Origin of the sequence: Pedobacter sp. W3I1 (assembly GCF_030816015.1) — a bacterium.
In the GTDB taxonomy this organism is placed as follows: Bacteria; Bacteroidota; Bacteroidia; order Sphingobacteriales; family Sphingobacteriaceae; genus Pedobacter.
In genome coordinates, this window is the sequence record NZ_JAUSXN010000001.1 from 4,829,129 (window position 1) to 4,853,610 (window position 24,482).

At 38.7% G+C, this 24,482-nt stretch carries 16 protein-coding genes; 10 read left to right on the forward strand and 6 right to left on the reverse strand.

Annotated features, from left to right (window positions below):
• Window position 1: 1 nt before the first annotated feature.
• Both QF042_RS19675 and QF042_RS19680 read right to left on the reverse strand, forming a co-directional pair.
• Window positions 2–2,995 (reverse strand): SusC/RagA family TonB-linked outer membrane protein, encoded by a 2,994-nt coding sequence (locus tag QF042_RS19675; protein WP_307531569.1) that lies wholly within the window; start codon window positions 2,993–2,995, stop codon window positions 2–4.
• Between the two features lie 1,133 nt (window positions 2,996–4,128).
• Window positions 4,129–5,832 (reverse strand): FAD/NAD(P)-binding protein, encoded by a 1,704-nt coding sequence (locus QF042_RS19680; RefSeq protein WP_307531571.1) that lies wholly within the window; start codon window positions 5,830–5,832, stop codon window positions 4,129–4,131.
• 454 nt (window positions 5,833–6,286) lie between these two features.
• Between QF042_RS19680 and QF042_RS19685 the strand changes: the two genes are divergently transcribed.
• Window positions 6,287–6,844: a DUF1543 domain-containing protein gene (locus QF042_RS19685; protein ID WP_307531573.1), complete on the forward strand. Its 558-nt coding sequence runs from the start codon at window positions 6,287–6,289 to the stop codon at window positions 6,842–6,844.
• A gap of 5 nt (window positions 6,845–6,849) precedes the next feature.
• On the opposite strand, the gene QF042_RS19690 is transcribed toward QF042_RS19685, so the two are convergent.
• The 3 genes from QF042_RS19690 to serC form a co-directional block, all read right to left on the reverse strand.
• Entirely contained in the window at window positions 6,850–7,725 is an 876-nt protein-coding gene (locus QF042_RS19690) for a DUF4350 domain-containing protein (RefSeq protein WP_307531575.1), read from the reverse strand.
• A 145-nt stretch (window positions 7,726–7,870) separates the two neighbouring features.
• Window positions 7,871–8,992, reverse strand: a complete 1,122-nt coding sequence (locus QF042_RS19695) for a DUF1015 family protein (RefSeq protein ID WP_307531577.1) — start codon at window positions 8,990–8,992, stop codon at window positions 7,871–7,873.
• An 11-nt stretch (window positions 8,993–9,003) separates the two neighbouring features.
• Entirely contained in the window at window positions 9,004–10,101 is a 1,098-nt protein-coding gene (gene serC, locus QF042_RS19700; protein WP_307531579.1) for a 3-phosphoserine/phosphohydroxythreonine transaminase, read from the reverse strand.
• 323 nt (window positions 10,102–10,424) lie between these two features.
• Here serC and QF042_RS19705 point away from each other — a divergent pair, with 323 nt between their 5' ends.
• On the forward strand, window positions 10,425–10,892 hold the full coding sequence (locus QF042_RS19705; protein WP_307531581.1) for an Lrp/AsnC family transcriptional regulator: 468 nt from the start codon (window positions 10,425–10,427) through the stop codon (window positions 10,890–10,892).
• 190 nt (window positions 10,893–11,082) lie between these two features.
• On the opposite strand, the gene QF042_RS19710 is transcribed toward QF042_RS19705, so the two are convergent.
• Window positions 11,083–11,712, reverse strand: coding sequence for a DUF4159 domain-containing protein (locus QF042_RS19710; RefSeq protein ID WP_307531584.1), 630 nt, complete (start codon window positions 11,710–11,712; stop codon window positions 11,083–11,085).
• Window positions 11,713–11,813: 101 nt separating this feature from the next.
• Between QF042_RS19710 and QF042_RS19715 the strand changes: the two genes are divergently transcribed.
• The 8 genes from QF042_RS19715 (at window position 11,814) to QF042_RS19750 (ending at window position 24,322) form a co-directional block, all read left to right on the forward strand.
• Window positions 11,814–12,860, forward strand: a complete 1,047-nt coding sequence (locus tag QF042_RS19715; protein ID WP_307531586.1) for a MoxR family ATPase — start codon at window positions 11,814–11,816, stop codon at window positions 12,858–12,860.
• Entirely contained in the window at window positions 12,860–13,747 is an 888-nt protein-coding gene (locus tag QF042_RS19720; RefSeq protein WP_307531588.1) for a DUF58 domain-containing protein, read from the forward strand. The genes QF042_RS19715 and QF042_RS19720 overlap by 1 nt, the downstream gene beginning before the upstream one ends.
• A 3-nt stretch (window positions 13,748–13,750) precedes the next feature.
• A complete protein-coding gene (locus tag QF042_RS19725; RefSeq protein WP_307531590.1) occupies window positions 13,751–15,121 on the forward strand; it encodes a BatA domain-containing protein in 1,371 nt (456 codons plus the stop codon).
• Window positions 15,108–17,231, forward strand: a complete 2,124-nt coding sequence (locus tag QF042_RS19730; RefSeq protein WP_307531592.1) for a DUF4175 family protein — start codon at window positions 15,108–15,110, stop codon at window positions 17,229–17,231. The genes QF042_RS19725 and QF042_RS19730 overlap by 14 nt, the downstream gene beginning before the upstream one ends.
• Window positions 17,232–17,233: 2 nt before the next feature.
• Entirely contained in the window at window positions 17,234–19,012 is a 1,779-nt protein-coding gene (locus QF042_RS19735; protein WP_307531593.1) for a hypothetical protein, read from the forward strand.
• A gap of 351 nt (window positions 19,013–19,363) precedes the next feature.
• A complete protein-coding gene (locus tag QF042_RS19740) occupies window positions 19,364–20,998 on the forward strand; it encodes a TldD/PmbA family protein (RefSeq protein WP_307531595.1) in 1,635 nt (544 codons plus the stop codon).
• A 2-nt stretch (window positions 20,999–21,000) separates the two neighbouring features.
• Window positions 21,001–22,317 carry a TldD/PmbA family protein gene (locus tag QF042_RS19745; protein WP_307531597.1) on the forward strand — a complete coding sequence of 439 codons (1,317 nt, stop codon included), beginning with the start codon at window positions 21,001–21,003 and terminating at the stop codon, window positions 22,315–22,317.
• Between the two features lie 364 nt (window positions 22,318–22,681).
• The gene (locus QF042_RS19750; RefSeq protein WP_307531599.1) at window positions 22,682–24,322 is read left to right on the forward strand and encodes a TldD/PmbA family protein; all 1,641 of its coding nucleotides are present in this window, start codon (window positions 22,682–22,684) and stop codon (window positions 24,320–24,322) included.
• Window positions 24,323–24,482 lie beyond the last annotated feature (160 nt).

Sequence of the window (24,482 nt, forward strand, 5' to 3'; positions counted from 1 at the left end):
TTTATAAATCCAGTTTGAAGCCCACAACAAATGTGCGTGGGATAGTGATATTTGCGCCATCGTATATTCCATTGTAATTGATCAGTTCTGGATCAACGCCTGAAAAATCGGTCAGTGTAAATACGTTTAAGGCGGTAGCATACAAATAAGCTCTTCTTATTTTTCCACCTGCTTTTTTAAACAGGCCCATTTTGCTAAAGTCGTAGCCCAGTGTAACCGATCTTAATTTTATGTAAGAGGCATTTTCTAAAAACAGATCCTGATCGGTACGGTAGGCATCTACCGGGCTCCATGGATTATAGATTGGATAGTTTTTCTCATTATCAAAAGATTGCCAGGAAGATACTTCTTTAACAGAGTTGATGTCGTTTCCAGCCTCGCGGTTAACAAAACCATAACGGGTGGCTTCGTATTGGTTAATTGCTTTTTGGCCTGCAGCGAAAATAAAATTGAAGTTTAAATCGAAGTTTTTATAAGCCAGGGTATTGTTCCATCCCCCTACAAATTTTGGCAATCTATCTCCTGTTAATATCTTATCCTTACTATCTATGCGGTTATCATTATTATAATCAACCCATTTCGGATCGCCTGCTTTTAATGGGATACCATTAAAGGTTCTGCCTGCTGGTACCTCAGCATCACTATTGTAAATACCCTGATTGGTGTACAGCCAATAACTGCCAACCGATTTGCCGACCTCAAGTTTATTGTCGTTTTGATAAATCAGTTCATTTAAGCCTTCAGGCAAGGCCGATAACTTGTTTTTATTATAGCTCAGGTTTAAACCTGTACTCCAATTCAAACCGTTCTTTTGTTGTAAAACCGATCCGTTAACCAAAAGCTCGATCCCTTTGTTGTTAATGTCCATGCCCGATTTGTATTCGGTAGAATAACCCGTTTCAACTGGTACAGGTAAACCGATTACGCTATTTTTATCATTACGGTTATATGCAGTTACCGCAGCATTGATGCGGTTGTGTAAAAACGAAGCATCTAAGGTAATGCTGGTCCGATCAGCAAATGGCAAGCTAATGTTGTAACCAATAAAACCACTATTGTATGGGCGGTTAATACCCAATAAACCACCGTATCCAGGTATGGTTGGTTCTTCTTCCCATCCATTTTCTGAACGGTATTGAGGTCCGGCCGCAAAACGGTCATCCTGAAAAATTCTTAAAGTACGTCCCCAGGCTGCACTTAAATGCAGCGCATCAATTGTGTTATTGTCCTTTAGAAACTGCTCTTTTAAATTCCAGTTGACGCTAAATGCCGGAGTAGTTACCCAGCGGCTATCTGGCTGGCCATTAGAAGCACCATCCCTTCTAAGCAATGCGCTTAGTGTTAATAAATTTTTATAGGAATATTTAGCCGTGCCATAAAACGACATTAAGTTATTACGCTCTTTATCGATATACCTAAATACATAAAAATTATTGTTCGTCAATACATTTAAGTAATCTGGATTAGGAGATCCGGCTTTGGTTGGATTTCCATCTACAAAAGATAATTTTACGTAATCATTCGGACCATTATAAGCCCTGGCGTAATTATATTTATAAGTGTCGCCCTGTAAACTTTGACCGATTTCAAAATCAACAACATGGTCTTTATTGATATCATATTTATAGCTAATGCTATTGTTGATGGATACTCTTTGACTATAACCAAAATAGTTGGATATATAACTTATCCCTGCCAATAGTGTTGATGGCACAAAATAATCGCGAACGCCTTCATTGTAATTGAATAGGCCAGTGGTTGAGATCACGAATTTGTTTATTTTGGCGCTTAATGTTAAACTTCCATTTAATACAGTAGAACGGTTGTTATCTACATTCCTGTCATTCTGTGTTAAATAAGAAGCATACGAATCGGCATTTGGAGAAAGTGGACTGCTTAAATCGGGTATGTAACGTGTTTCGGCAAAACGATCGCGCAGGCTTTTGTTCCTGGTACGGTCTAAACGTGCCGTATTAACGGTACTTGATACGGTAAGCCATTTAAATGGCGCCATATTGATGCCGAAAAATAAATTGTAGCGATCGATGCCCGTATCATCGGCATTCCCGGCATTTTTTGTACCAGAACCAAAGAATCTAAAATTAGCCCTTTCTGTACCTCCGGTAATACCTAAATCGGCCGAAAAGGTTGGTGTATTTTGATAATATAGATCTGTCCAGTTGGATGGTCCGAAATAAGCCACATTGGTAGAATCCCTTAAATAAGAAGCTGGACTGCCGCCTGGATTATATTTTTGATAAAACTGATTTCTGAAATTATTTTCGTAAACTCCATTAACCGTATTTACTTGTGGGGCAGTCACATAGCTAAAATAAGTATTCAGGCTAATATCCCTAAGGCCGGCCTTGGCGTTTTTAGTGGTGATATAAATAGCCCCATTAGCTGCATTTGGCCCAAGTTTAGCCAGTTCAAAAGGATCCTTAATTACCGTAATAGACTGTATATTATTGATATCTACCTGCGATAAAAGATTAGTTGCCGGGCCAATCCTGTTATAATCGTATTTCTGTACATCAAATGCAAAAGGATTATCGGCTACCAGAGGCACCCCATTTAAATAAATGGCAGGTTGTAAAGCATAAATGTCTTTCTTGTTAAACAACAAGCCTGATGTTCCCTGAACAATTATGCTTTGCTCAGTCCCAGGTTCGCCGTTTGGTTCCTGTACATAAACGCCTGCCAGATTACCTTTAATAATTTGCTGTAATGATAAATTGGGAACAGGTGTTGAGGAACGGATGTTAATCGTATCGCGTACCGTTTTAAATTTCTGTAAGGCTCTAACCATTTGACCAATTGTATCAGTTTTAATGGAATAGGCGGACGAATCTTTTTTAGCTTTAGTAGTATCTTGCTGAAAGACAAAATAACTGCCATTAGCCGTTTTAAGCCATGCCCCGTGGGCATGTAAAGATTGTGATCCAAAAACAGATAAAAACAAGGCAATACAAACGCTTGTATAAATTTTAACCATTTTATTAGTTTAATTAAAAGTTTAAGTGTTTAAAAGAAGAAACTCGATTGTTAAAATGTAATTAAGAAATGATCTCTATTTGAGATTTTTGGGCAAAGCAATGCCCGAAGACAAAAAGTAAAATTTTTGATCATGGAATGTGGTTTAGGATGATTAATATTAATTCTTAGTGCAACTTAGATCGCCCTAAGAATGATTAGTTTTTGTTTGCTTGTTTTTTATACCTTGGTTAGAGGTTCTCTGGTTATTTTATTTGTTATTTATTTTCTTGCTAGTTGGCAAGATTTTTTGCTCGTAATACTAAAATAAAATATCGGCTCGTTATGATTTGGTATTGCAAGATATATATTAAGCAAGGGCAATTTTTATTTTTCTTAACGCAAACGTTTGCTTAAAAAATGCGTAAGGAGTAAGGCTTTAAACTGCTTTACACTTTGGTTAATGCTAAAAAATTAACTAATTTCTATATTTTTATTAATTGATATTCTAATAGCGAATAAGTGTTAAGGAGAAAGCTTTAAATGATCGTTCGATTGGTTACTATAATTAAGCTTACAGAATTATGTTTACGTCTAATTTCACCTGGAACACGATACAGTTTTTCGTAATTTTGTAATTCAAAAAAGACATTACACAAATTAAGCGCAAACGTTTGTTTTTTCACACAAAACACTGCACAACACTCATTTATGGATTTTTTTTCTTTAAAAAGCGATTAAACCAAACAGGCTACTTTTAAGTAATTCCGTCCCTGCATTCGAAATAAATCAAATACCAACGAAATTAAACTCACTTTCAAAAAAAATAACTTTTTATAATCCAGATCAACTAAATCATAAACCGTTTTACTAATTGTATTTTTTGCTGAAACAACATTAATAGACTTCATAAATCCAATGCATTCTTTACTAAAGCAGTACTGTGATCAAAAAATATATGAAACCATACAGAAAATCTTATTAATTAATCCTTAATAAGATCACAGATCCTAGCCAACTACTCTAAAAAGAAATTGTAGCAACTCCACATGGGGGTTAACCATAGTATAAGCGTAACTTAAGTGTAGCTAAGCATAGATAGCGTATTATTAATATATAAGCACTATAATTTTGGCAACATAAGTTATTCAATACCTAGTTTAAAATACTGTTGAGTACCACCTCTGACGCGGCTTCGCAGAAATCGATTCCAGAATAATCGGGGTTATAACCACCAATGTACGGAACGGCCATAATATAGATTCTTTCATTTGCCTGCCCTGCTTCATCAACCACCTGAAAATGATCATTAATGGTGATGCCAGGCACAGTTAAAAAGTAACTGTTACTTTTCCTTGTCACTGAATCATTATGCTTCATTTCTGCCTTTCCGCGCTCAGTAGACTGGAATTTTAATCTTGCCGGACTAACCGTTCCATTTGTAATTAAGCTTTTAAAAGGAAAATCATCGAAAGAAAGATGTGGCTGACCAACGCAATCGATAAAGGTATCGAAGTGAACGGTAACCTTCTTATCACCTACCGTGTAATGATAATCTGCACCGCCTGCTTTTAACGGTTCTACATCCGCATTATCTCCAACGGCAACAATGCTTAGCACACCAGCCTCGTGCAGTGCCAATAATTCTCTGCACGAACTTTGCGGTACAAATGCAATTACAATAGAAATTAAGGGCATTAATACCTTTTGGAGCCGTTCCATGTCTTCAGCAGACAGATATTTTGCCGGATAGTTCATTGCAAAACTTAAAACAGCCAGGGCTTCTTTCCAATAAATAGATTTTCGCTTTTCTATAGATTTTTCTGCCTCTTCATATTCTCGCTTAAAAAGATCGAAGGGCTCCATTTTTTCCCTGAAACCCATCATGGCCTCCACAAATTCTTCCAGGCTCATGTTTTTGATCTGCTCATAAAATGCCGGATCTTTTTTAATAAACATTTCCTTGAAATTCTTTTCAAATACAAAATCCAAGGGTAAAAAGCCTCCGTTCTCAGCTATACTCGCCTGAATTTCGGCTTTGCTTAACGTTTCTTCCTTTCCCAAATGCGAATCTTCCAGATGAAAGCGAATTGCAGGTAATAAACCACTGCGCGAGTGCATTACAATTTTAAAACCTTCACTATCCAAATGATAACCATAGGTTCCATCTTCATTGTCCTCAAACTTTCCATTTTGCCTGGCCAGCGTTCTTAAGGCATCAATAGCGGTTAACGATGATCCCATAATACCCACGGCGTGATTGAGCTTTAAGGATATCTTCTTTGGTGGATATGGAGAATCGAAATAGTTCGGAATACGACCTTCGTATTTCTTTGGCCAATTGTGGCCGGTACAAATAATAACCTGATCAAAATATAACTCATCCTGATTTTTAACACTTACAGCTACCTGATTATCTTTAGGAAAGTCGACAATGTCTTCTACCACACAATTTAAATGAGCATTGGTTTTTATGCTTTTTTTGGCCGCAGCATCTTGCAGAAGATTAAACTGTGCGGATAAGTATTCGCCAAAAAATAGCCTGGGCAATACCTTGTATTCATTAAATTTTTCATCATTGATATCAAACTTTTTTAAAACTGCTATGGGTGCTATTTTAACCCAGTCTTCAATAGAATTAAAAATGACCGGAATTTCATTGTCTGATACATTGGTTATATGTTCTACATTAGCTCCTTCGGTACTATAAGGCATACCAGCACCTAAATAGCTTTTACGCTCGAAAATGTCTATCTCCAGATTAAGCACCTTTGACTCTGTTAATCTTTTATACATAAAAAGACCACTCGGCCCACCCCCTATAATCGCGATTTTCTTTTTTACTGTCTTGATATTCATTTATAGCTGCTATAATTTATTTGGTTAAACGAAGTTACCTGCCTGATTCGTCCGTTCATATAATCCTAAAAAGACCAAATTGTTTTATTTTTTTTGCCACGGAAACACAGAACGCACGGATTAATCAGCTTAATTCGTCATCCTGAGCACAGCGAAGGATCTGTATTCACGATGTCACTTACGTTTATAAAAGATTATTCATTAGCTGTTTATAGATTAATGGCATTCATCCTTGCTTCGCAGGTCTTCACTGCATTCAGAATGACAGCAAGAAAAACTTCAACCCCAACTCTGTTCCCTCGGCACTTTTCTCTCTGCGCCCTCTGTGGTTTATTCACAAATTCTAAGAACCAATTGTGCTTATCGCTGTTAGAAGATTAATGAATGAGGTTTAAATGACCAATAATCAATCACTGATTAACCGATTCAAACCATTAACCGATTAACCCTAACAATGAACGATTTAAAATTATATATGCTTTTATTGGGATCGAAAGCACCGAAAAGAAATGTAGAACAGCACGATTATTTCTTCGGCATTGCCCCTTCGCTTAAGGCACTTGTTCCCGAAATTAAAGCATTTTGGCCCGAAGCAGGAAGCAGTATCCATGTAGATGGCTGGCGGGAAATTAACAAGGTTAACCATTATGAAATTAACATTAAACTAAGAGATAGCCATACAGCACCTTCTACTGATAAACTATTTTTCATTAATCTTGGCGGCTACCAACCGAACCGACTATACGAACAACATTATATTATTTTATCTGTTCATGATGAAAGGGCGAAGGCTATACAGGAAGCAAAAAAGACGGTATTCTTTAAAAAAAACTCGATAAAAGGTGCCCACATTGATGAAAAGTATGGCATTGATGTGGATGATATTTATAAAATTGAAGATATTTTAAGTGCAGAGTCGAAACAAAAATACCATATCGAAATAAAACCATCTTCAGGTGCTTTACCTGAAGATGAAATTCATTTGGGTTATTTTAAACTAGATAAGCTTTAACTAAATTATTTTTTCGACAGTTTTTTTAGCCATGCTACCACATCAGCTGCTGCTTTATCATTTTCGAAACCCATTTCTTTTGGTAAACGTCCGTTAACATATTCGTCATACAGCCATGGATCGGCAATGGCAATTACTGTTCCTTTACCATATTTAGCCGAGGCAATAACGGTTGCGTTAGCTGCATTTTTCAAAACCGGTTTTGCATTGGCCTTTGTTTCAATGGAGCAAATATCTTTCATAAATATTTTCTGCGCCGTTTTAAATACCGGATTGTTTTTGATCACAATGGCCCCATCTTCAAAATGCGCATCATCAATAACGTGATTTTGCATCTCATTGGTAAAGTGCATTCCAAACACATTGGCCAGTTGATTAAAGTGTGGTAATTCTACATTGGCACTATCATTAGCAAACATTACCAATACACCACCCTGCTTCACCCACGTAGAAATTTCTGCAATATCTTTGGCCGCTATGTAATTTGGTTTTGGATTTTCTTTTGGTCGATCAGGATCTACGATAATATACACATCAGTTCCTTTTAGCTTAGCGGCAGTTGGAGCCGTTTCTAAAGAATCTAACTTAAAACCTTGTTTCTTAAAGATGCTTCCTAAAATAAAGAAATTCCCATAATCGCTTTTACCCCATAAATAGTGAAAACGCTCTACTTCTCCCGCTTTGTTTTTTCGCGTTTCGCGATTAAAAAAATAATCTAAAGTAACGGTTTGTGCACTCGCCAGAATAGAAGAACAGATTAAAATAGAAAGTATGCAAACTCTAAAAAGCATTTTCATAAAACATATCGGGTTAAATTGTAAATCGAGCGGTATCCCAAAAGTATAAAATTTAACGATAACCGAATGCCCTATCGCTATCATAAACGATTATTTTGGCTCGATTTATTTCAGACGCTTTTTATATAAGGAGATCAGAAAGAAACAAACGATCATAAAAGTGGCCAACACCTCACCTATACTTTCTAAATCGAGATCGAACATATCGTTTGCTTTATAGGTTTAACCATTAGTTTGCCCGTACTTGCTCACCTTTCGCCGTTATAGCCACCGGGCTACTTGCCATAAATCCCTGAGGGATTTTAGGTTCTATCCAGGTAGATTTGGGTGGCAAAAATTCGCCCTTTTCAGCAGCGGTAATAAATGCATCTGCCGTCATCGGAAAAAGAGAAAAACCAATTGACGTTTCATCCTGATTCAGCGCTGCAAGAAATTGAGACCATTTACAATCCGGAAAGCAGATTAACCTTTCATCTTCCTTCGGTTTATTGACGCCCAGCACAGCTGATAGGATTTGATCCTGTAAAATCACCGTATCTGGCACTTCTGACAATGCAATAGAAGCTTTATTTAAATCCAGTTGATACCACTCGCCTTTAAAACAAAGTCCTAACCTATTTTTCTGATCGGGTTTATAAGGTTTGTTATTGGGAATTTTTGAGATATAATAATACTGTTTCAGTTCTTCCATTAACAGTGAATAAGAAATATCTACACCAGAAATCACTCTATGAAAAGCACCTATCGAAATTACATCGGCAGAAACAAATAAAGAACTGATGTGCTGAGGCGTGTTTTTCTGCAATGAACAGGCTGCTTCCAGGCGATGATGACCATCGGCAAGGTAAACCGCTTCAAGTTTCATAAATTCCTCAACAAATTTTCCAATAACATCTTCTTCCAATACCTGATAAAGAAAATGTTCCATCTGCGACCATTCGCTTGCCAAAGGTTTGCGCGTACGCACCACAAAATCAATCAGCTCATCTAAGGTTTTGTCTTTTTTATGAACCAATAAGATTGGCGATTTTTGCATCTCTTTATTTTTCCGGTCTCTTCTAAGCGACTCTACTTTCGCCAATACCGTTTCTTCGTGCCTTTTAATTGCATCTACTGGGGTTTGAGAGAGATCGGTAGCTGCCCAAATTCCTCTCATTACACCAAACCCGCCACGGAATTCGTAAACATAAATAGCAGGCCGATCATCCAAAGGACATCCGAATAAATTGAGCAGGTCTTCAAAAGAAAGCTGCTCATTTTTATGCACCTTACCGTTTACCTGATCAGAAATCATCAGATCAAAGATGTCTTTGCCTGGCTGTAATGCCTTTAGTGGAGAGATTTTTACCATCGTTTAACGGATTATTCGAGTTCAAGAACTGTTTTATCGCTGCATATTTTTTCAAAACTAGCCATCGCATTTACCAAAACTTCAACGCTCGATAATGGGAGCGCATTGTAAAGTGAAGCCCTAAATCCGCCAACTGTTCTATAGCCTTTTATGCCTACAATTCCCTGATCTGTTACAAATTTTAAGAACCCTGCCTCTACATCCTTATTAATAGCCAGGAAAGTAACGTTCATTCGGGAGCGATGCTCAACGTCGGCCGTACCGTAAAAGAGTGGATTCCGGTCTATTTCGGCATATAATAATTTTGCTTTTTCTATATTTCTTTGTTCAATGCCATTAACCCCACCCTGATCTTTCAGCCATAATAAATTAAGCATGGCCACATAAATGGAAAAAACCGGCGGTGTATTGTACATGCTCATATTATCGCGGAATACCCGATAGTCCATCATGGATGGGATTTCTTTCTTTGCCCGATTAAGAAATTCATTTTTAGCAATAACAAGCGTCATCCCGGCCGGCCCCATATTTTTTTGGGCACCCGCATAAATAAGATCGAAATCGTTAACATTAATCTTTCTGGAAAAAATGTCTGACGACATATCGCATATCAACGGAACACCTGCAGCAGAAAAATCAAAGATCTCCGTTCCCTCAATCGTATTGTTTGAAGTGTAATGGATATAAACAGATTCGCGATCAATATTAAACTGGTGGGGGATATAAGCATAATCTTTATCTTTCGAAGAAGCCACTAGCTCTACTTCGCCAAATAATTTGGCCTCTTTAATGGCTTTTTGTGCAAAATATCCGGTATCAAGGTAAGCGGCTTTTTTTCCTTCACTCAAAAAATTCATTGGAACCATAGCAAATTGTGTACTGGCTCCACCTTGTAAAAAAAGCACTGAGTAGTGATCGGGAACAGCTAATAACTCGCGAACCAAAAGCTGGGTTTTAAGTACCACCTCTTCAAATTCTGGCGATCGATGAGAAACTTCTAAAATAGATAAACCCATCCCGTTCCAGTTCATTACGGCTTGCGCAGCTTGTTCCATTACAGATGAAGGCAATATGCATGGGCCGGCACCAAAGTTGTGTTTTTTATGCATGAGAAAATTGATATCTGATTAAATTATTTACAGTATAAAGATCAGTAGTTAAGCAAATTATAAAGCAATAACCTGTTTTTTTGATAAAAATTATTTTTTTCGAAGGCCTAAACATCCCGAAAATTTGGTTTAACTAATAAAGAAAATAAGGCTACAGAATATAATTTTTTTGACACTCATAAAATTTCATTATTATTGTAATAAGTACACTAAGTAAGCTTTAATAAAACAGCAATAATTTAAGCTAAATATACGTTATTTTAACTATTTTCAGCCTTTACAACAGCGAACAAAACAGAAACAATTATACACTAAGTCTTTACATGCAATCTCAAAAAGTTGATCAGACAGATATCGAAATCCTAAATCTTTTACAACGTGATGGATTATTAACCTACAAAGAAGTTTCAGGAAAGCTTAGAAAAAGCATGACCCACATTGTAGAGCGCATTAAAAAACTGCGCACAAATGGCTACATCAAATCAACAGTTGCCATTGTTGATATCGATAAATTGAGGTCACATTTTATAGCCTTTCCACACATTCAACTTACCCTGCATTCAGAAGATATTGTAAGGGCATTTAAGGCCGAAATGGAGAAATATCCTGAGGTGATGGAATGTTACCACCTTACTGGTCATTTCGATTTTATGCTTAAGGTAGCCATGCCTGATATGGTTTCTTACAATAATTTCCTGAGAGACAATATTGGCGCACTGGCTTATGTTGGGAATATTCAGAGTTTTCTGGTACTGAATCAATCGAAGGCCGAAACGGCGTATGCATTGTAGGTTAGGTCATTGGTTCATTAGTCATTAGTTCAGTTGTTATTAGTTTATAGCTAATTTTCAAAATGCGATTAATCGACTAAACACTCCATACTTTAAATGTGGCGGCAGATGTTACCATCTGCTGTTATTAAAGCTTAGTCAATGATTTTCTAAATTTGTCAGATGGTAACATCTGACAGCACGAGAAAAGCTAACTATTTATGCCCATGGCATATAGTATAATATTCACTCCGAACTTGGTGTTATCCTCTGCCAAGAAGCGTTTGTTCCTGAAATCGTAGTCCCACTCGCAGCCATAATCTTTATTACTGTACAGCACCCCTATCCTATTGTTAATGGTAATCGCTTTCAGGTAATCGTGCACCAGATCGTCGCCCCAACCGTTTAATTCGAACGAAGTGGTTGGTGGGCCTTTCTCAAACTTAAAGAAAGAACTATAAATACCATGGTTGTTGGGGATTTTCTTCAAAGCCTGTGGGCCAAATAAATTGCTCATCTGCGTTTCGAACGAGCGGGCAAATAAACCATCAATATCGTGGTTGCAATCATCTACAAAAACGAAGCCGCCATTATGTACATACGTTTTAAAATTTACAGCTTCTTGCTGACTAAACTGCACCAGTTTATGCCCACTTAAATAACAGAAAGGATATTTGAATAAATCGCGACTACTTAATTCTATGATTTTCTCTTCTTCATCCAAAGGAATGGTCGTATACTCCAGCAGAGAATTTAAGAGGTTAGAAGGCATACGCTGATCGGTATCCCAATCGCCTGAATTATATTTTAACCTCGCAAATGTAAATTTAGCTCTTTGCACAGCCTAAAATTACCTTCATTTTTTATTAATTGCACTTTTTACCCAAATTATCTTGTAAATTTTTTGATATTCTTTCCATTGAGCTAAAACAATCTGCCAATATGCGCTATATTGAAGCACAATATCGTTATACTAAAAAATCAACCGTTTTGGAGCGTTCAGAAAGCAACCTAAAAATATTGATCGATAAGATCTCCCTGTTAAAAAGCGAAATACAGAAAGTAATTGTAGGTCAGGATGTGATCATTGAAGAAATGCTGATTGCATTAATGGCTGGCGGACACTGTTTATTGGAAGGTGTACCGGGTTTGGCAAAAACTTTAATGGTAAGGACGATGTCGCAGGCTTTAGATCTTTCTTTTAGGAGAATCCAGTTTACACCCGATTTAATGCCCACCGATATTGTTGGAACAGAAATACTGGAAGAAGACCATGCAACCGGAAAACGTTTCTTTAAATTTAATAAAGGCCCGTTATTTGCCAATATTATTCTAGCCGATGAGGTGAACAGAACACCGCCAAAAACACAATCGGCCTTGTTAGAAGCCATGCAGGAGTTTGAAGTAACCTATGGCGGGCAAACTTATCCTTTAGATCGGCCATTTTTTATTCTGGCCACCCAAAACCCCATTGAACAAGCGGGAACTTATCCCCTGCCTGAAGCACAGTTAGACCGTTTTCTGTTATATATTAAAATCGGTTACCCTACCGCAGCTGAAGAAACCCAGATTTTAAGCAGCACAACAGGAAGCAAGAAAGCCATAATTAACCCAATTATTGGTGCTGAAGAAATTAAAGAATTACAGGCCATTACCCGCGAAGTAAGTATCAGTGATGATCTGATTACTTATGTAAGCGAAATGATCCGTGCTACACGACCTGATACCACTACTGTAAATTTTGTAAAAGAATGGGTACGTTGGGGCGCTGGCCCACGGGCAGGACAGGCACTAATTTTAACGGCAAAAGCAAGAGCCCTGTTTAAAGGCAGATATGCGGTGATAATGGAAGATTTACAGGCCATGGCCTATCCGGTTTTGCGCCATAGGGTATTAATGAACTTTAAGGCCGAAGCTGAAAATGTTTCATCGGATAAAGTTACAGACGAACTGATTAAAGCCATTTCGAAACCAAAAGCGAATATTTAATGAGTAAACTGCTCGATCCGAAAGTATTAATGGCCATTAAAGACCTTTCATTATCAGCTAAAATGACGATTGATGGTTTTATGAACGGTATTAATAAAAGTACCGTAAAAGGCCCGGGATTGGAGTTTAGCCAATATAGAAGCTACCAACCGGGTGATGATTTGCGTTCGCTCGATTGGAAAATGTTTGCCCGCTCCGATCGATATTATATTCGCGAATCGGAAGTGGAAACGAATATTGCCGTGCGCATATTAATAGACGCCAGTGCCTCGATGAACCACAGCGACGGCGACTTTACCAAAATAGATTATGCAAGGTACCTCGGTGCCTCTTTAGCTTACCTCGCCAATTTACAAGGTGATGCGATTGGTTTGTATGTACTGAAAAATTCGGGCATCTTTTTGATGACAGCCAAGCAGGATTATCAGCATTTGGCCCGATTGTTTTACCAGTTGGAGCAAATTAATCCTGAAGGAGCATTCACCAAACCCATTCACTATAAAGAGCTATTTGCAGGTGCTCAAAAACGTGAACTGTTAATTTTTGTTACCGATCTTTATCAAAAAGAGGATGAAATTATCAAGTTATTGGATACATTGAATACTTTAAGGCACGAAATTGTGGTTTTTCATGTGTTATCAAGAAACGAGCTCGATCTTGATTTTAAAGGTTATAGCACTTTTGAAGACCTGGAAACTGGTGAAACCATTCAGATCGATCAGGAAAAAGCCCGGGTGGATTATAAGACTAAACTGGCCGTTTATTTAGAGGAAACCAGAGTTAAAATGCTCGATAGAAGAATTTTTTACCGAACCATTTGTACCGACGAATCTTTAGATCAGGCTTTAAGAGATTTTTTAAAACAGAGAAGTAAACTTAGAATTTAAGCCGTGCATTTTTTATACCCCATAGGTTTACTGGCGCTGGCAGGATTAATTGTTCCGCTCATTATCCACTTGTGGAATGTTAAACAGGGCAAAACGGTTAAGATTGGCAGCATTGCCTTGCTGGGCGAAAGTTCGAGAGCAAGTTCAAAAAGCTTTAAAATTAACGATTGGTTTTTGTTATTGTTACGCTGCTTGCTTTTGGCACTACTGGCACTTCTTCTGGCTCAGCCTTACCTAAAAAAAATTGTTCCGGGCAATAGTAATAAGGGATGGATTTTGGTAGATAAAAGGGCTATTCAACAAGTTTTCAAAACACATCAAAAAACGATTGATTCATTGCTAAAAAAGGGTTACGAAATCCACGATTTTAATGTGGGTTTTAAACCATTAACCTTAAAAGATACCGTTCTTAACGAAACACAACAGGTCAATACTTTAAGTTATACAGCTTTATTGAGCGCGGCCAATCATTTTGTTCCGGCAGGTGCAACCGTTTATCTTTTTGTCGATCGGCGCTTAAACCGTTTTGGTAACGAACTGCCAACTGTTACCTATAAACTCAAATACATCCCATTAAACCAAACCGATACGACTAGCAGCTGGATTGCCAGCTATGCTGGAAAGAAATACGAGGCAAAATCTAATCCCTCCAATACCACTTATCAGGCTTTAAATTCAGCCGATGAAGTACCCATAAACATCGCCATACATGAAGCTTCCGGAATTGCAGATGGCAAATACCTCATTGCAGCCTTAAAGACCATTGGCAGCTTTACGAAGCGAAAAATAATCATCAACGCAGCTGCAGAAAAAGCAACCATTGGCTTTTGGTTATCGGATGATCCGGTTTCTTCAGTTTTTAAATCTTCAATCGCAGCCGGTGGAAGCTTGTTTCAATATGAAAAAGGAAAAGTAATCACCATACCATCTGCCATTAATCTGTATGGTCGCCGCATTAAATTGAGTAAAAGAGTTGTTTCGAATAATCAATCAGAAAAAATATGGACTGACGACTTTGGAGATGCAATATTGACGAATGAAAAGGCAAATGATCTAAATATATTTCATTTTTATAGCCGGTTTAATCCACAGTGGAGTGAATTGGTTTGGGATGGTGTATTTGTGAAAGCACTAATACCTATGGTTATACAAGATAAAACCGCAAGTGATTTTGGCTTTCAAGACCATCCTAACGATCAGCGACGTTTATCAGTCAGGCAAAATAATGTCTTTCAGTTTAACAAGGCCGAATTGAGCACAAAAAGTACTCAAAATGAAAGGCTTGGAACTTTATTTTGGATCGCCGCCTTATTGATCTTTGTGACCGAACGTATTTTATCATTCAGAAAAAAACCGAATTATGTTAAAAGCTGAAGGACAAAATTGGATCAGTAACCTAAGGAAAAAGTGGATTAGCTTTTACCTGATTGGCACCATAGCGATTGCTTTAGCCATCGCTATGGTTTTATCTGCTATCGCGGTTTACCTGCTGCATTTTTCTCCATGGCTTTTTGGGCTGGCTTTCCTTGTCGTCCTGGCTATTCTTTTATTCAGTAAACCCATTTGGAAAACAACGGACCATGATGTTTCGAGATTTGTAAACAACCAGTATCCCGAACTGGAAGAGAGTGCTGATCTGCTGCTTCAAAATCAAGATGAATTATCGATGTTACAACAATTACAACGTAATAAGATTGAGCATATTCTCACCAGTCTACCACATCCTAAAGAACCAGCAAAGAAATTATACCTGGGCTTGCTTATACTTGTTGCGGGATTGTTCATCAGCTTTGGAATTACTAAAATCCATTTACTCAAAAATGAGCCTTTAAACTTTCAAAACAAGGCTAATCAAATTCCGTTAATCAAAGAAAATATTCCAGCAGCAATTTCCGATTTCAGCGCTACCATTATTCCGCCTGCCTACACTCAAAAAGCCGAGCGTAAACAAAAACAGTTTACTATTGCTGCAGAAACAGGTGCTAAAATCAACTGGAAAATTGAAACGAATATCGGTATCAAAAAACTGAAAATTATCTTTAACGACAACGAAATTGTTTCACTAAAAGCCTTAAACGCATCACATACGCAATGGAACTATAGCAAAATCGTTAATAAATCAGGTTTTTACCAATTAGACCTGGACGGTAAAAAATCAGATCTCTACCAGATCGGGATCATTCCCGATTTACCCGTTACGATTAAAATTACGCAACCCAAACAGCACACCACAATTGATATCGGTCAGCCACAGAGGATTAACCTGAAGGTATCACTTACGGATGATTACGGCATTAACGATGCTTTTATATCGGCAACCATGGCCAGTGGCAAAGGCGAAGGTGTTAGTTTTACTGAAAAAAAATTGTCCTTCAATACCAGCTTTGGTAACCGGAAGAATATATCGTTGAGTAAATTGATTGACTTAAAAAATCTTGGTATGAAACCAGGCGATGAACTTTACTTTTTCATCAAAGCGATGGATAATCATGGTCAATCGAGCCGTTCGGATGTTTATTTTGTTTCGATTGTAGATACTGCCGAATTAATGAGTTTAGCAGGGATGACGAATGGTGTTAACCTGGTTCCGGAATATTTCAGAAGCGAGAGGCAAATCATTATCGATACAGAGAAATTATTGAAAGAACAATCAACACTTCCTATTGCAACTTTCAAAACCAGAAGCAACGATCTGGGTATCGACCAGAAGTTGTTGCGGTTGCGTTACGGCCAGTTTTTGGGAGAAGAAAACGAAACTGAAATTGGCGGAGATCATGATGACCACGACGAACACAAGAGTGAGGGTGAGAAGTTTGGTGATGTGACCACCATTATGGACAAATACGCCCATAAGCATGATATTGCCGAAGATGCCACCTTTTTCGAGCCGGAAATGAAGGCACAATTAAAGGCTGTTTTAACAGAAATGTGGAATGCTGAACTTCGTTTGAGAACCTATAAACCCCAGGAAGCATTACCGTACGAATATAAAGCGCTGAGGTTGCTCAAAGACCTGCAGCAAAAGTCGCGGGCTTACGTAGCTAAAACTACTGTAAAAACAGCGGCATTAAAGCCCGAAAAACGCTTAACCGGAGAACTGGATAAAATTACACAGCCCGTACAAAAGATGTCGTTTGAGCAAAAAGAAAAAAGGACAGTTTCTTTAAAAATAGCACTTGCCCTATTGGAAAGCAGAAAAACAGGTAAAAAGTTTAACCAACAAGATCACTTTTTACTCAGCGAAACAGAGAAATACATGATTGGTTCAGCAGCCGATCATCCTTCTACCTATTTAAATGCCTTAAGCAGTTTAAGGAAGTTAAGCACGGGCAATAAACTGATAATCAGCGACATTGACCTGGTTCAACAGGCTATCCAAAAAATGATCAATACCGAAGCAGCCAAACCACAAACACAAAGTGCAAGTCCAGCTTCGGCATTGTACCAAAACTATTTTAATAACCTCAATAAAACCGGCAGATAGATATGGAATTTAAATACATCGCTATTCTGGCTGGTTTAGTTTTATTGGCCTTTTTGCTCTATAAAGAAATTTACAGGGCAAATAAAGCAAGGCTAATCTGGCGTATTCTCACCAATATCATCGCGGTAAGCTGCTTTGTACTTTTAATTGTACCGATCAAGTTTGAAACACATGTGCCACAAAATACAGATGAGGTCATTTTACTCACCGAAGGCACTAATCTGGATTCAATTGCCAGCTTAAAAGGAAAGAAATATGCACTTTCTTCTCAGGATTTAAAAAATGCCAGGGCCATAAATATCCCTGATCTTTCTTATTTCTTAAAATCGAATCCCAATATCCGAAAGCTGAATATTTATGGTTACGGATTAAATGCAGCCGAATTGGAACAGCTCAAAGGGTACCAGATCACTTTCCACCCTTCTGCAAATCCCAGGGGAATAACCGCTGCCAATTGGCCAGCCAAATTAAAAAATACCGAATTATTACTAGTTCAGGGCACTTACCAAAATTCAGGCGATGAATCGGTCAAACTTCTGCTCAAAGGTTTAGGTAAAACAGTAGATTCTATCATTATCGGAGCAAAATCGAACAAAGTCTTCTCCTTTAAAACTAATCCAAAACAAACAGGAAAGGCTGTTTACGAATTAATAACCTTGAAAAAAAAGGATACCCTGGCTAAAGATCCAGTCCCGGTACGAGTTGGCGACCAGGCGCCGATGAAAGTTTTAATTCTGGCTTCTTTTCCGGATTTTGAATATAAATTTTTAAAAAACTGGCTGTACGAAAATCAATATCCATTGGCGTTCAGAAGTCAGATAAGCAAAAACAAATATGCTTTCGATTTTCTAAACATAGATAGTATAAACCTTAACCAGATCAATACATCCTCCTTAAAAAAATTCGACATCCTGATCATCGATGAAGAAGAATTAGCGGCCATCAGCCCAAGTGAACGGTCATCAATAGACCTCGCGGTTAATAATGGGATGGGATTGTTGATCAGGATTGCAAATACAAAAGCTTTAACCACGCTTAGCGGGAAATTTGACCGTTACGAATCTCCTGCTTTAAAAGGCAAACAGCTCAATTTAAAGGAAGATCATTTCAAGTTTAATCCCTTGCCGCTTGAACAGGCGCTATTTTTAAAGTCCAACCAAAGTGATCAGCCCCTTATTGTCGATGCCAGTGGAAAAACGGTAGTTAATAGCAGCATCAAAGGTTATGGCAAGGTATTAGTCTCTACACTTTCTTCCACCTACAACTGGCTACTTTCAGGGCAAAAAACTGATTATGCAACCTATTGGTCTAAACTTTTGGCCAACGCAGCAAGAAAAACAACCGATATTCAGTCAGTAAACATCATTCCTCAATTCCCTGTTATTAATCAAAAAACGAGGATTATTGCAGACCTGGCAGAATCAGGCAAGGTACCAATATTAAAAGTCGATAGCATTTTACTTAGTCCGCGGCAAAACATGGAGCTTCCTTTTCAATGGGATGCTTTCTACTGGCCTCAAAAGTCGGGCTGGACTAACCTGGAGGTGAATCAAACCATCGAGCCAATATACATCTATAAAAAAACCGATTGGGAAGCACTCAAAAACCAGCAAAAACTGGATGGAACACATCAGTTTATTAAAAACTTGAATACGACCAAAAATAAAAGCGCATCAACAGACATCATTCTGGAAGAAGAGGTTTCGACCTGGTGGTTTTTTATCGGATTTTTATTCGCCGTTGCCTTTTTATGGTACGAGGCCAGGATTTTGGCAGTTTAAAGAAGATAAGTTGCTGTCATCCTGAACGCAGTGAAGGATCCCTCACCAATGAAATACGGACTGCCAACAAACCCTTTGACTCAGCTCCGAATTATAAGCATCAAAAGAGTATTATAAAAAATTCTTCACTGCGTTCAGAATGACAAAAAATTAGTCGCGTTGTAAAATCGCACTTAACTTTTGCTGAAAACTATAAAATCTGTGTTCATCCATATTTAACTGTGGTTAAAAACACCTTTCCTATAAAATCATCCTCTTTTCAGCCTTTGAAACTAAAATGTTATAATTGATTTCCAGTTTTAGCCTCATAATTGGCTATATTGAAAGCGTAAACTAACTAAATTCAACCAATTGAAAAGAAAAGACTTCCTCTACTTATCCGGAATGGGTATGGGTGCCCTACTCCTGCCCAACCTTTCTGCATTCGGAACTCCTATAGACCCTTTACAGGCGCTAGATGGAGTAGATGTAAAAATTAAAAAAGAACTGGCAGATGTTGCGCTAAATGCAGCGAAATCTAAAGGTGCAACTTATGCTGACATCCGCATCGGGCGTTATTTAAACCAGTTTGTAGCTACCCGCGAAAAACGTGTGCAAGGTGTGGCCAATACCGAATCCTATGGTGTGGGTATCCGTGTTTTAGCTAACGGCTGCTGGGGCTTTGCTGCCACCAATAACGTAACCAAAGATGCCATTGCCAAAGCAGCCGAACAAGCGGTTGCTGTTGCAAAAGCCAATGCCAAAATACAGGGCGAACCGGTTCAACTGGCTCCCCAAAAAGGTTATGGTGAGGTAAGCTGGAAAACACCAATCGAAATTAATGCTTTCGAAGTTCCTGTAAAGGAGAAAGTAGACCTGCTATTGAATGTAAACGACGTGGCCATGCAAAATGGAGCCAATTTTGTAAATTCCGTTATTTTCGCGGTTAATGAGCAGAAATACTTCGCGTCTACTGATGGTTCTTACATTGATCAGGATGTTCACCGCATTTATCCAACTTTTAACGTAACCAGAATCGACCGCGAATCTGGCAAATTTAAAACCCGCAATTCACTGAGTTCGCCAATGGGTAAAGGCTACGAATATATGCATGCCCGCCCTGAAGATAAGATTACTGGTATTGTAACCCGTTATAAAGGCCGTTACGACATGCTTGAAGATGTAAAAGAAGCAGCCCGTGTAGCAACAGAAAAAGTAAAGGCAAAATCCGTTGAGCCAGGTAAATACGATCTGGTTTTAGATCCTTCACACCTTTGGTTAACCATTCACGAATCTGTGGGTCACCCGACCGAGTTAGACCGTGTTTTAGGCTACGAAGCCAATTACGCCGGCACCAGTTTCCTTACTTTAGATAAATGGGAATCGAAAAAATTCAAGTTTGGCAGCGATAAAGTCAATATTGTAGCAGATAAAACTCAGGTAGGTTCCTTAGGTGCAGTTGGCTATGATGATGAAGGCGTAAAATGCAAAAAATGGGATCTGATCAAAAATGGGGTACTTACAAGCTACCAGGCCATCCGCGATCAGGCACACATCATCGGTTTAACTGAATCTAATGGTTGCTGCTACTCGCAGGGCTGGGATGATGTGCAGTTTCAGCGCATGCCAAATGTTTCGCTACAGCCAGGTAAAGAAAAACTAAGTGTTGATGATATGATTAAAAATGTTGAAAAAGGCATTTATATCATCGGCGATGGCAGTTTTTCTATCGATCAGCAACGTTATAATTTCCAGTTCGGCGGACAGATTTTTTACGAAATCAAGGATGGTAAAATTGCAGGTATGCTTAACGATGTAGCCTACCAGGCTAATACACAAGAATTCTGGAATTCGTGCAATTCGATTTGCGATGAAAGTGATTACCGTTTAGGCGGTTCATTTAATGATGGAAAAGGGCAACCTTCGCAAAGCAGTGCCGTTTCGCATGGCAGTGCTACCACCCGGTTTAATGGAGTTAATGTTATCAATACAGCAAGAAAAATATAATTATGGCCATATTAAGTAAAGAAGAAGCCCAGGCGATATTAAAAAAAGTAATCGGTTATTCGAAAGCCGATTTCTGCGAAGTAGGTTTAAACGGTTCTGATGGCGGAAATATCCGTTATGCCCGTAATGCAGTTTCTACCGCAGGACAGATTAGCACCATGAGTTTAGGGGTGAGCTCCACTTTTGGTAAAAAAACTGGTTCAGCAACAATAAACGAATTTGATGATGCCTCTTTGCAAAAAGTGGTAAAAAGAGCAGAAGAACTGGCCATGTTAGCGCCAGAAAATCCTGAATTTATGCCGCTGTTAGGTCCGCAGACCTTTGCAGAATCCAATACCTTTAACGCTAAAACTGCTGCCATGACACCCGATACCAGGGCCGAAATGGTGGGAAAAAGTTTAAGCGTTTCTAAAGCTGCTGGCTTAGATGCAGCGGGTTTCTTAGAAAATGCAACCCGTTTTAATGCCATCATGAACTCTAAAGGTTTGTTCGCGTACAACAAAGGCACAAACGTTTCTTTTTCGGTAACGGTTAGAAATAAGCAAGGTACTGGTTCAGGTTATGTTGAGCAAGATTTTAACGATTTAGACAAGATGGATACACTTGCGCTCAGTAAAATTGCTGCAAGTAAAGCCAATGGTTCAGCAGGTGCAAAAGCCATTGAACCAGGTAAGTATACTGTTATATTAGAACCTCTGGCAGCCAGTGATATTTTAAGCAATATGTTTAGAGGTTTCGATGCCAGAAGTGCAGATGAAGGCAGAAGTTTTATGAGCAAAAAGGGCGGTGGTACGCGTTTAGGAGAGCAGTTGTTTTCAGAGAATGTAAACATTTATTCTGACCCCATGAATACCGAAATTCCATCAGCAACATGGAATGGAGATGGTTTGCCGGTGAAGAGAACACAATGGGTAGAAAAAGGGATCGTAAAAAACCTTTCCTATTCCAGGTATTGGGCAGCGCAAAAAAATGTCGAGCCCATTCCATTTAGCCGCAGTGTAATTATCGAAGGTGGGACACAATCATTAGAAGATTTAATCAAAAGTACTGAAAAAGGAATATTGGTAACCCGTTTCTGGTACATCCGCTCGGTAGATCCACAAACACTATTGCTTACCGGATTAACCCGTGATGGTACTTTTTACATTGAAAATGGCGAGATTAAATTCCCCATCAAAAATTTCAGGTTTAATGAAAGTCCGGTAATTATGCTCAACAATGTTGAAGCTTTAGGTAAGCCAGTGAGGACAGGAAGTGGATTAATTCCGCCAATGAAAATCCGCGATTTTACGTTTACTTCATTATCGGATGCGATTTAACTAGTTTCGTCATCTCGACTGGAGTGAAACGGAATGGAGAAATCTACAACAGTAACCTCTTTAAATAGATTTCTCCATTTCGCTACCGATAAAACCTGTGAAACAAGCAAGCATACCATAAGTAAATAAAAACAAATGCTTAAATCGACAGCTACAGTCGAAATGACGATCTTTTTTAAGAATAATACTATTTAACAACTACTATTCCCTCCGAAGGTCACCCTGAGTGGAGTCGAAGGGAATCATCCAATCGTCATTTCGAGCGGAGTGCAACGGAGTCGAGAAATCTGCCTAGATAGATCTCTCCATTCCACTGCGTTCCAGTCGAGATGGCGACCTTGTTATAAAACAAAAACATTTAAAATTGAGAAGAAGAGATTTTTTATACATGACAGGGGTTGGCCTTAGTGCCACCATGATACCTAACATACCTGCCTTTGGCAAAATTATTTCTGTTGAAGAATCTTTAACACCTGTTGATGTCGCCTTAAAGAAAAAAATGGCTGATGTTGCGCTAAACGCCGCAAAAAGCAAAGGTGCAACTTATGCTGATGTACGTATAGGGAGGTACTTAAACCAGGTTGTGGCCACGAGAGAGACAAGAGTAGAAAACATCTCCAATTCAGAATCTTATGGTTTAGGTGTGCGTGTTATTGCCAATGGAAGCTGGGGTTTTGCGGCAACCAATAACCTGGATAATGCCAGCATCGCTAAAGCCGCAGAAGCTGCCGTAGCCATTGCCAAAGGAAATTCCAAACTCATGGAAGAACCTGTTCAATTAGCTGCACAAAAAGGATATGGCGAAATAAGCTGGATAACACCTATTGAAATCAATGCCTTTGAGGTACCCATTGCAGATAAAGTTGATCTTCTTTTAAAGGTAAACAGTGAGGCGATGAAAGGCGGTGCAAAATACATCAGTTCCAATCTGTTTATGATTAATGAGCAGAAATATTTTGCTTCAACCGATGGTTCCTATATCGATCAGGATATCCACAGGATCTGGCCAACCTTTACCTTAACTAAAACAGATGCAGCAAGCGGCAAGTTCGAAACCAGGAATGCTTTAAGCGCGCCAATGGGCATGGGTTTTGAATACCTGAAACCTAAAGACGAAGAAAAAATTAAAGGTGGCCCGGTTACGATGTACAAAAAGCGTTACGATATTTTGGAAGATGTTCGTGAAGCCGCGGTACATGTGGATGAAAAACTAAAAGCAAAACCCATCGCTCCAGGGAAATATGACCTGGTTTTAGATCCCTCTCACCTATTTTTAACTATTCACGAATCTGTTGGTCACCCGACAGAGTTAGACCGTGTTTTAGGTTACGAAGCCAATTATGCAGGCACTAGTTTCTTAACTTTGGATAAATGGGAAAGTAAAAAATTCAACTTCGGCAGCAAAGAAGTAAACATCATTGCTGATAAGCTCGAAGTAGGCTCTTTGGGCGCAGTAGGTTACGACGACGAAGGTGTAAAATGTGGCCAGTGGGACATCATTAAAGACGGAATTTTGGTAAATTATCAGACCATCCGCGATCAGGCACATATTTTAGGATTAAAAGAATCACAGGGCTGCTGTTATGCCGATAGTTGGGAAAGTATCCAATTTCAAAGGATGCCTAATGTCTCATTGGCACCTGGAAATGCGGCTTTAAGTGCTGCTGATATGGTTAAAAATGTAGAGAAAGGCATTTATATGTTCGGGCGAAATTCTTATTCCATCGATCAGCAACGTTATAATTTTCAATTCAGCGCGCAGTTAGCTTACGAAATTAAAGAAGGCAAAATTGTAGGGATGTTTAAAGATGCGGCCTACCAGGCCAATACGCAAGAATTCTGGAACTCCTGCGTGCAACGCTGCGATAAAAACGATTACAGATTGGGCGGAACATTTTCGGATGGGAAAGGTCAGCCAGGGCAAGCAAGTGCTGTTTCGCATGGCAGCGCTACAACCCGGTTTAACGGGGTTAATGTGATTAATACGGGGAGGAAGTTGGGGTAACTTTTTTATTCGTAGTGATTAATTTTTGTAACTCTTCTTAACGCGATCGTCATGCTGTCCCGAATTTTCGGGATCAGCATCTTTTATGCAAAATAGACCCTGAAATGAATTCAGGGTGACGGCTCTAATTTTAAATACCCACATTACATCTTAAAATTTA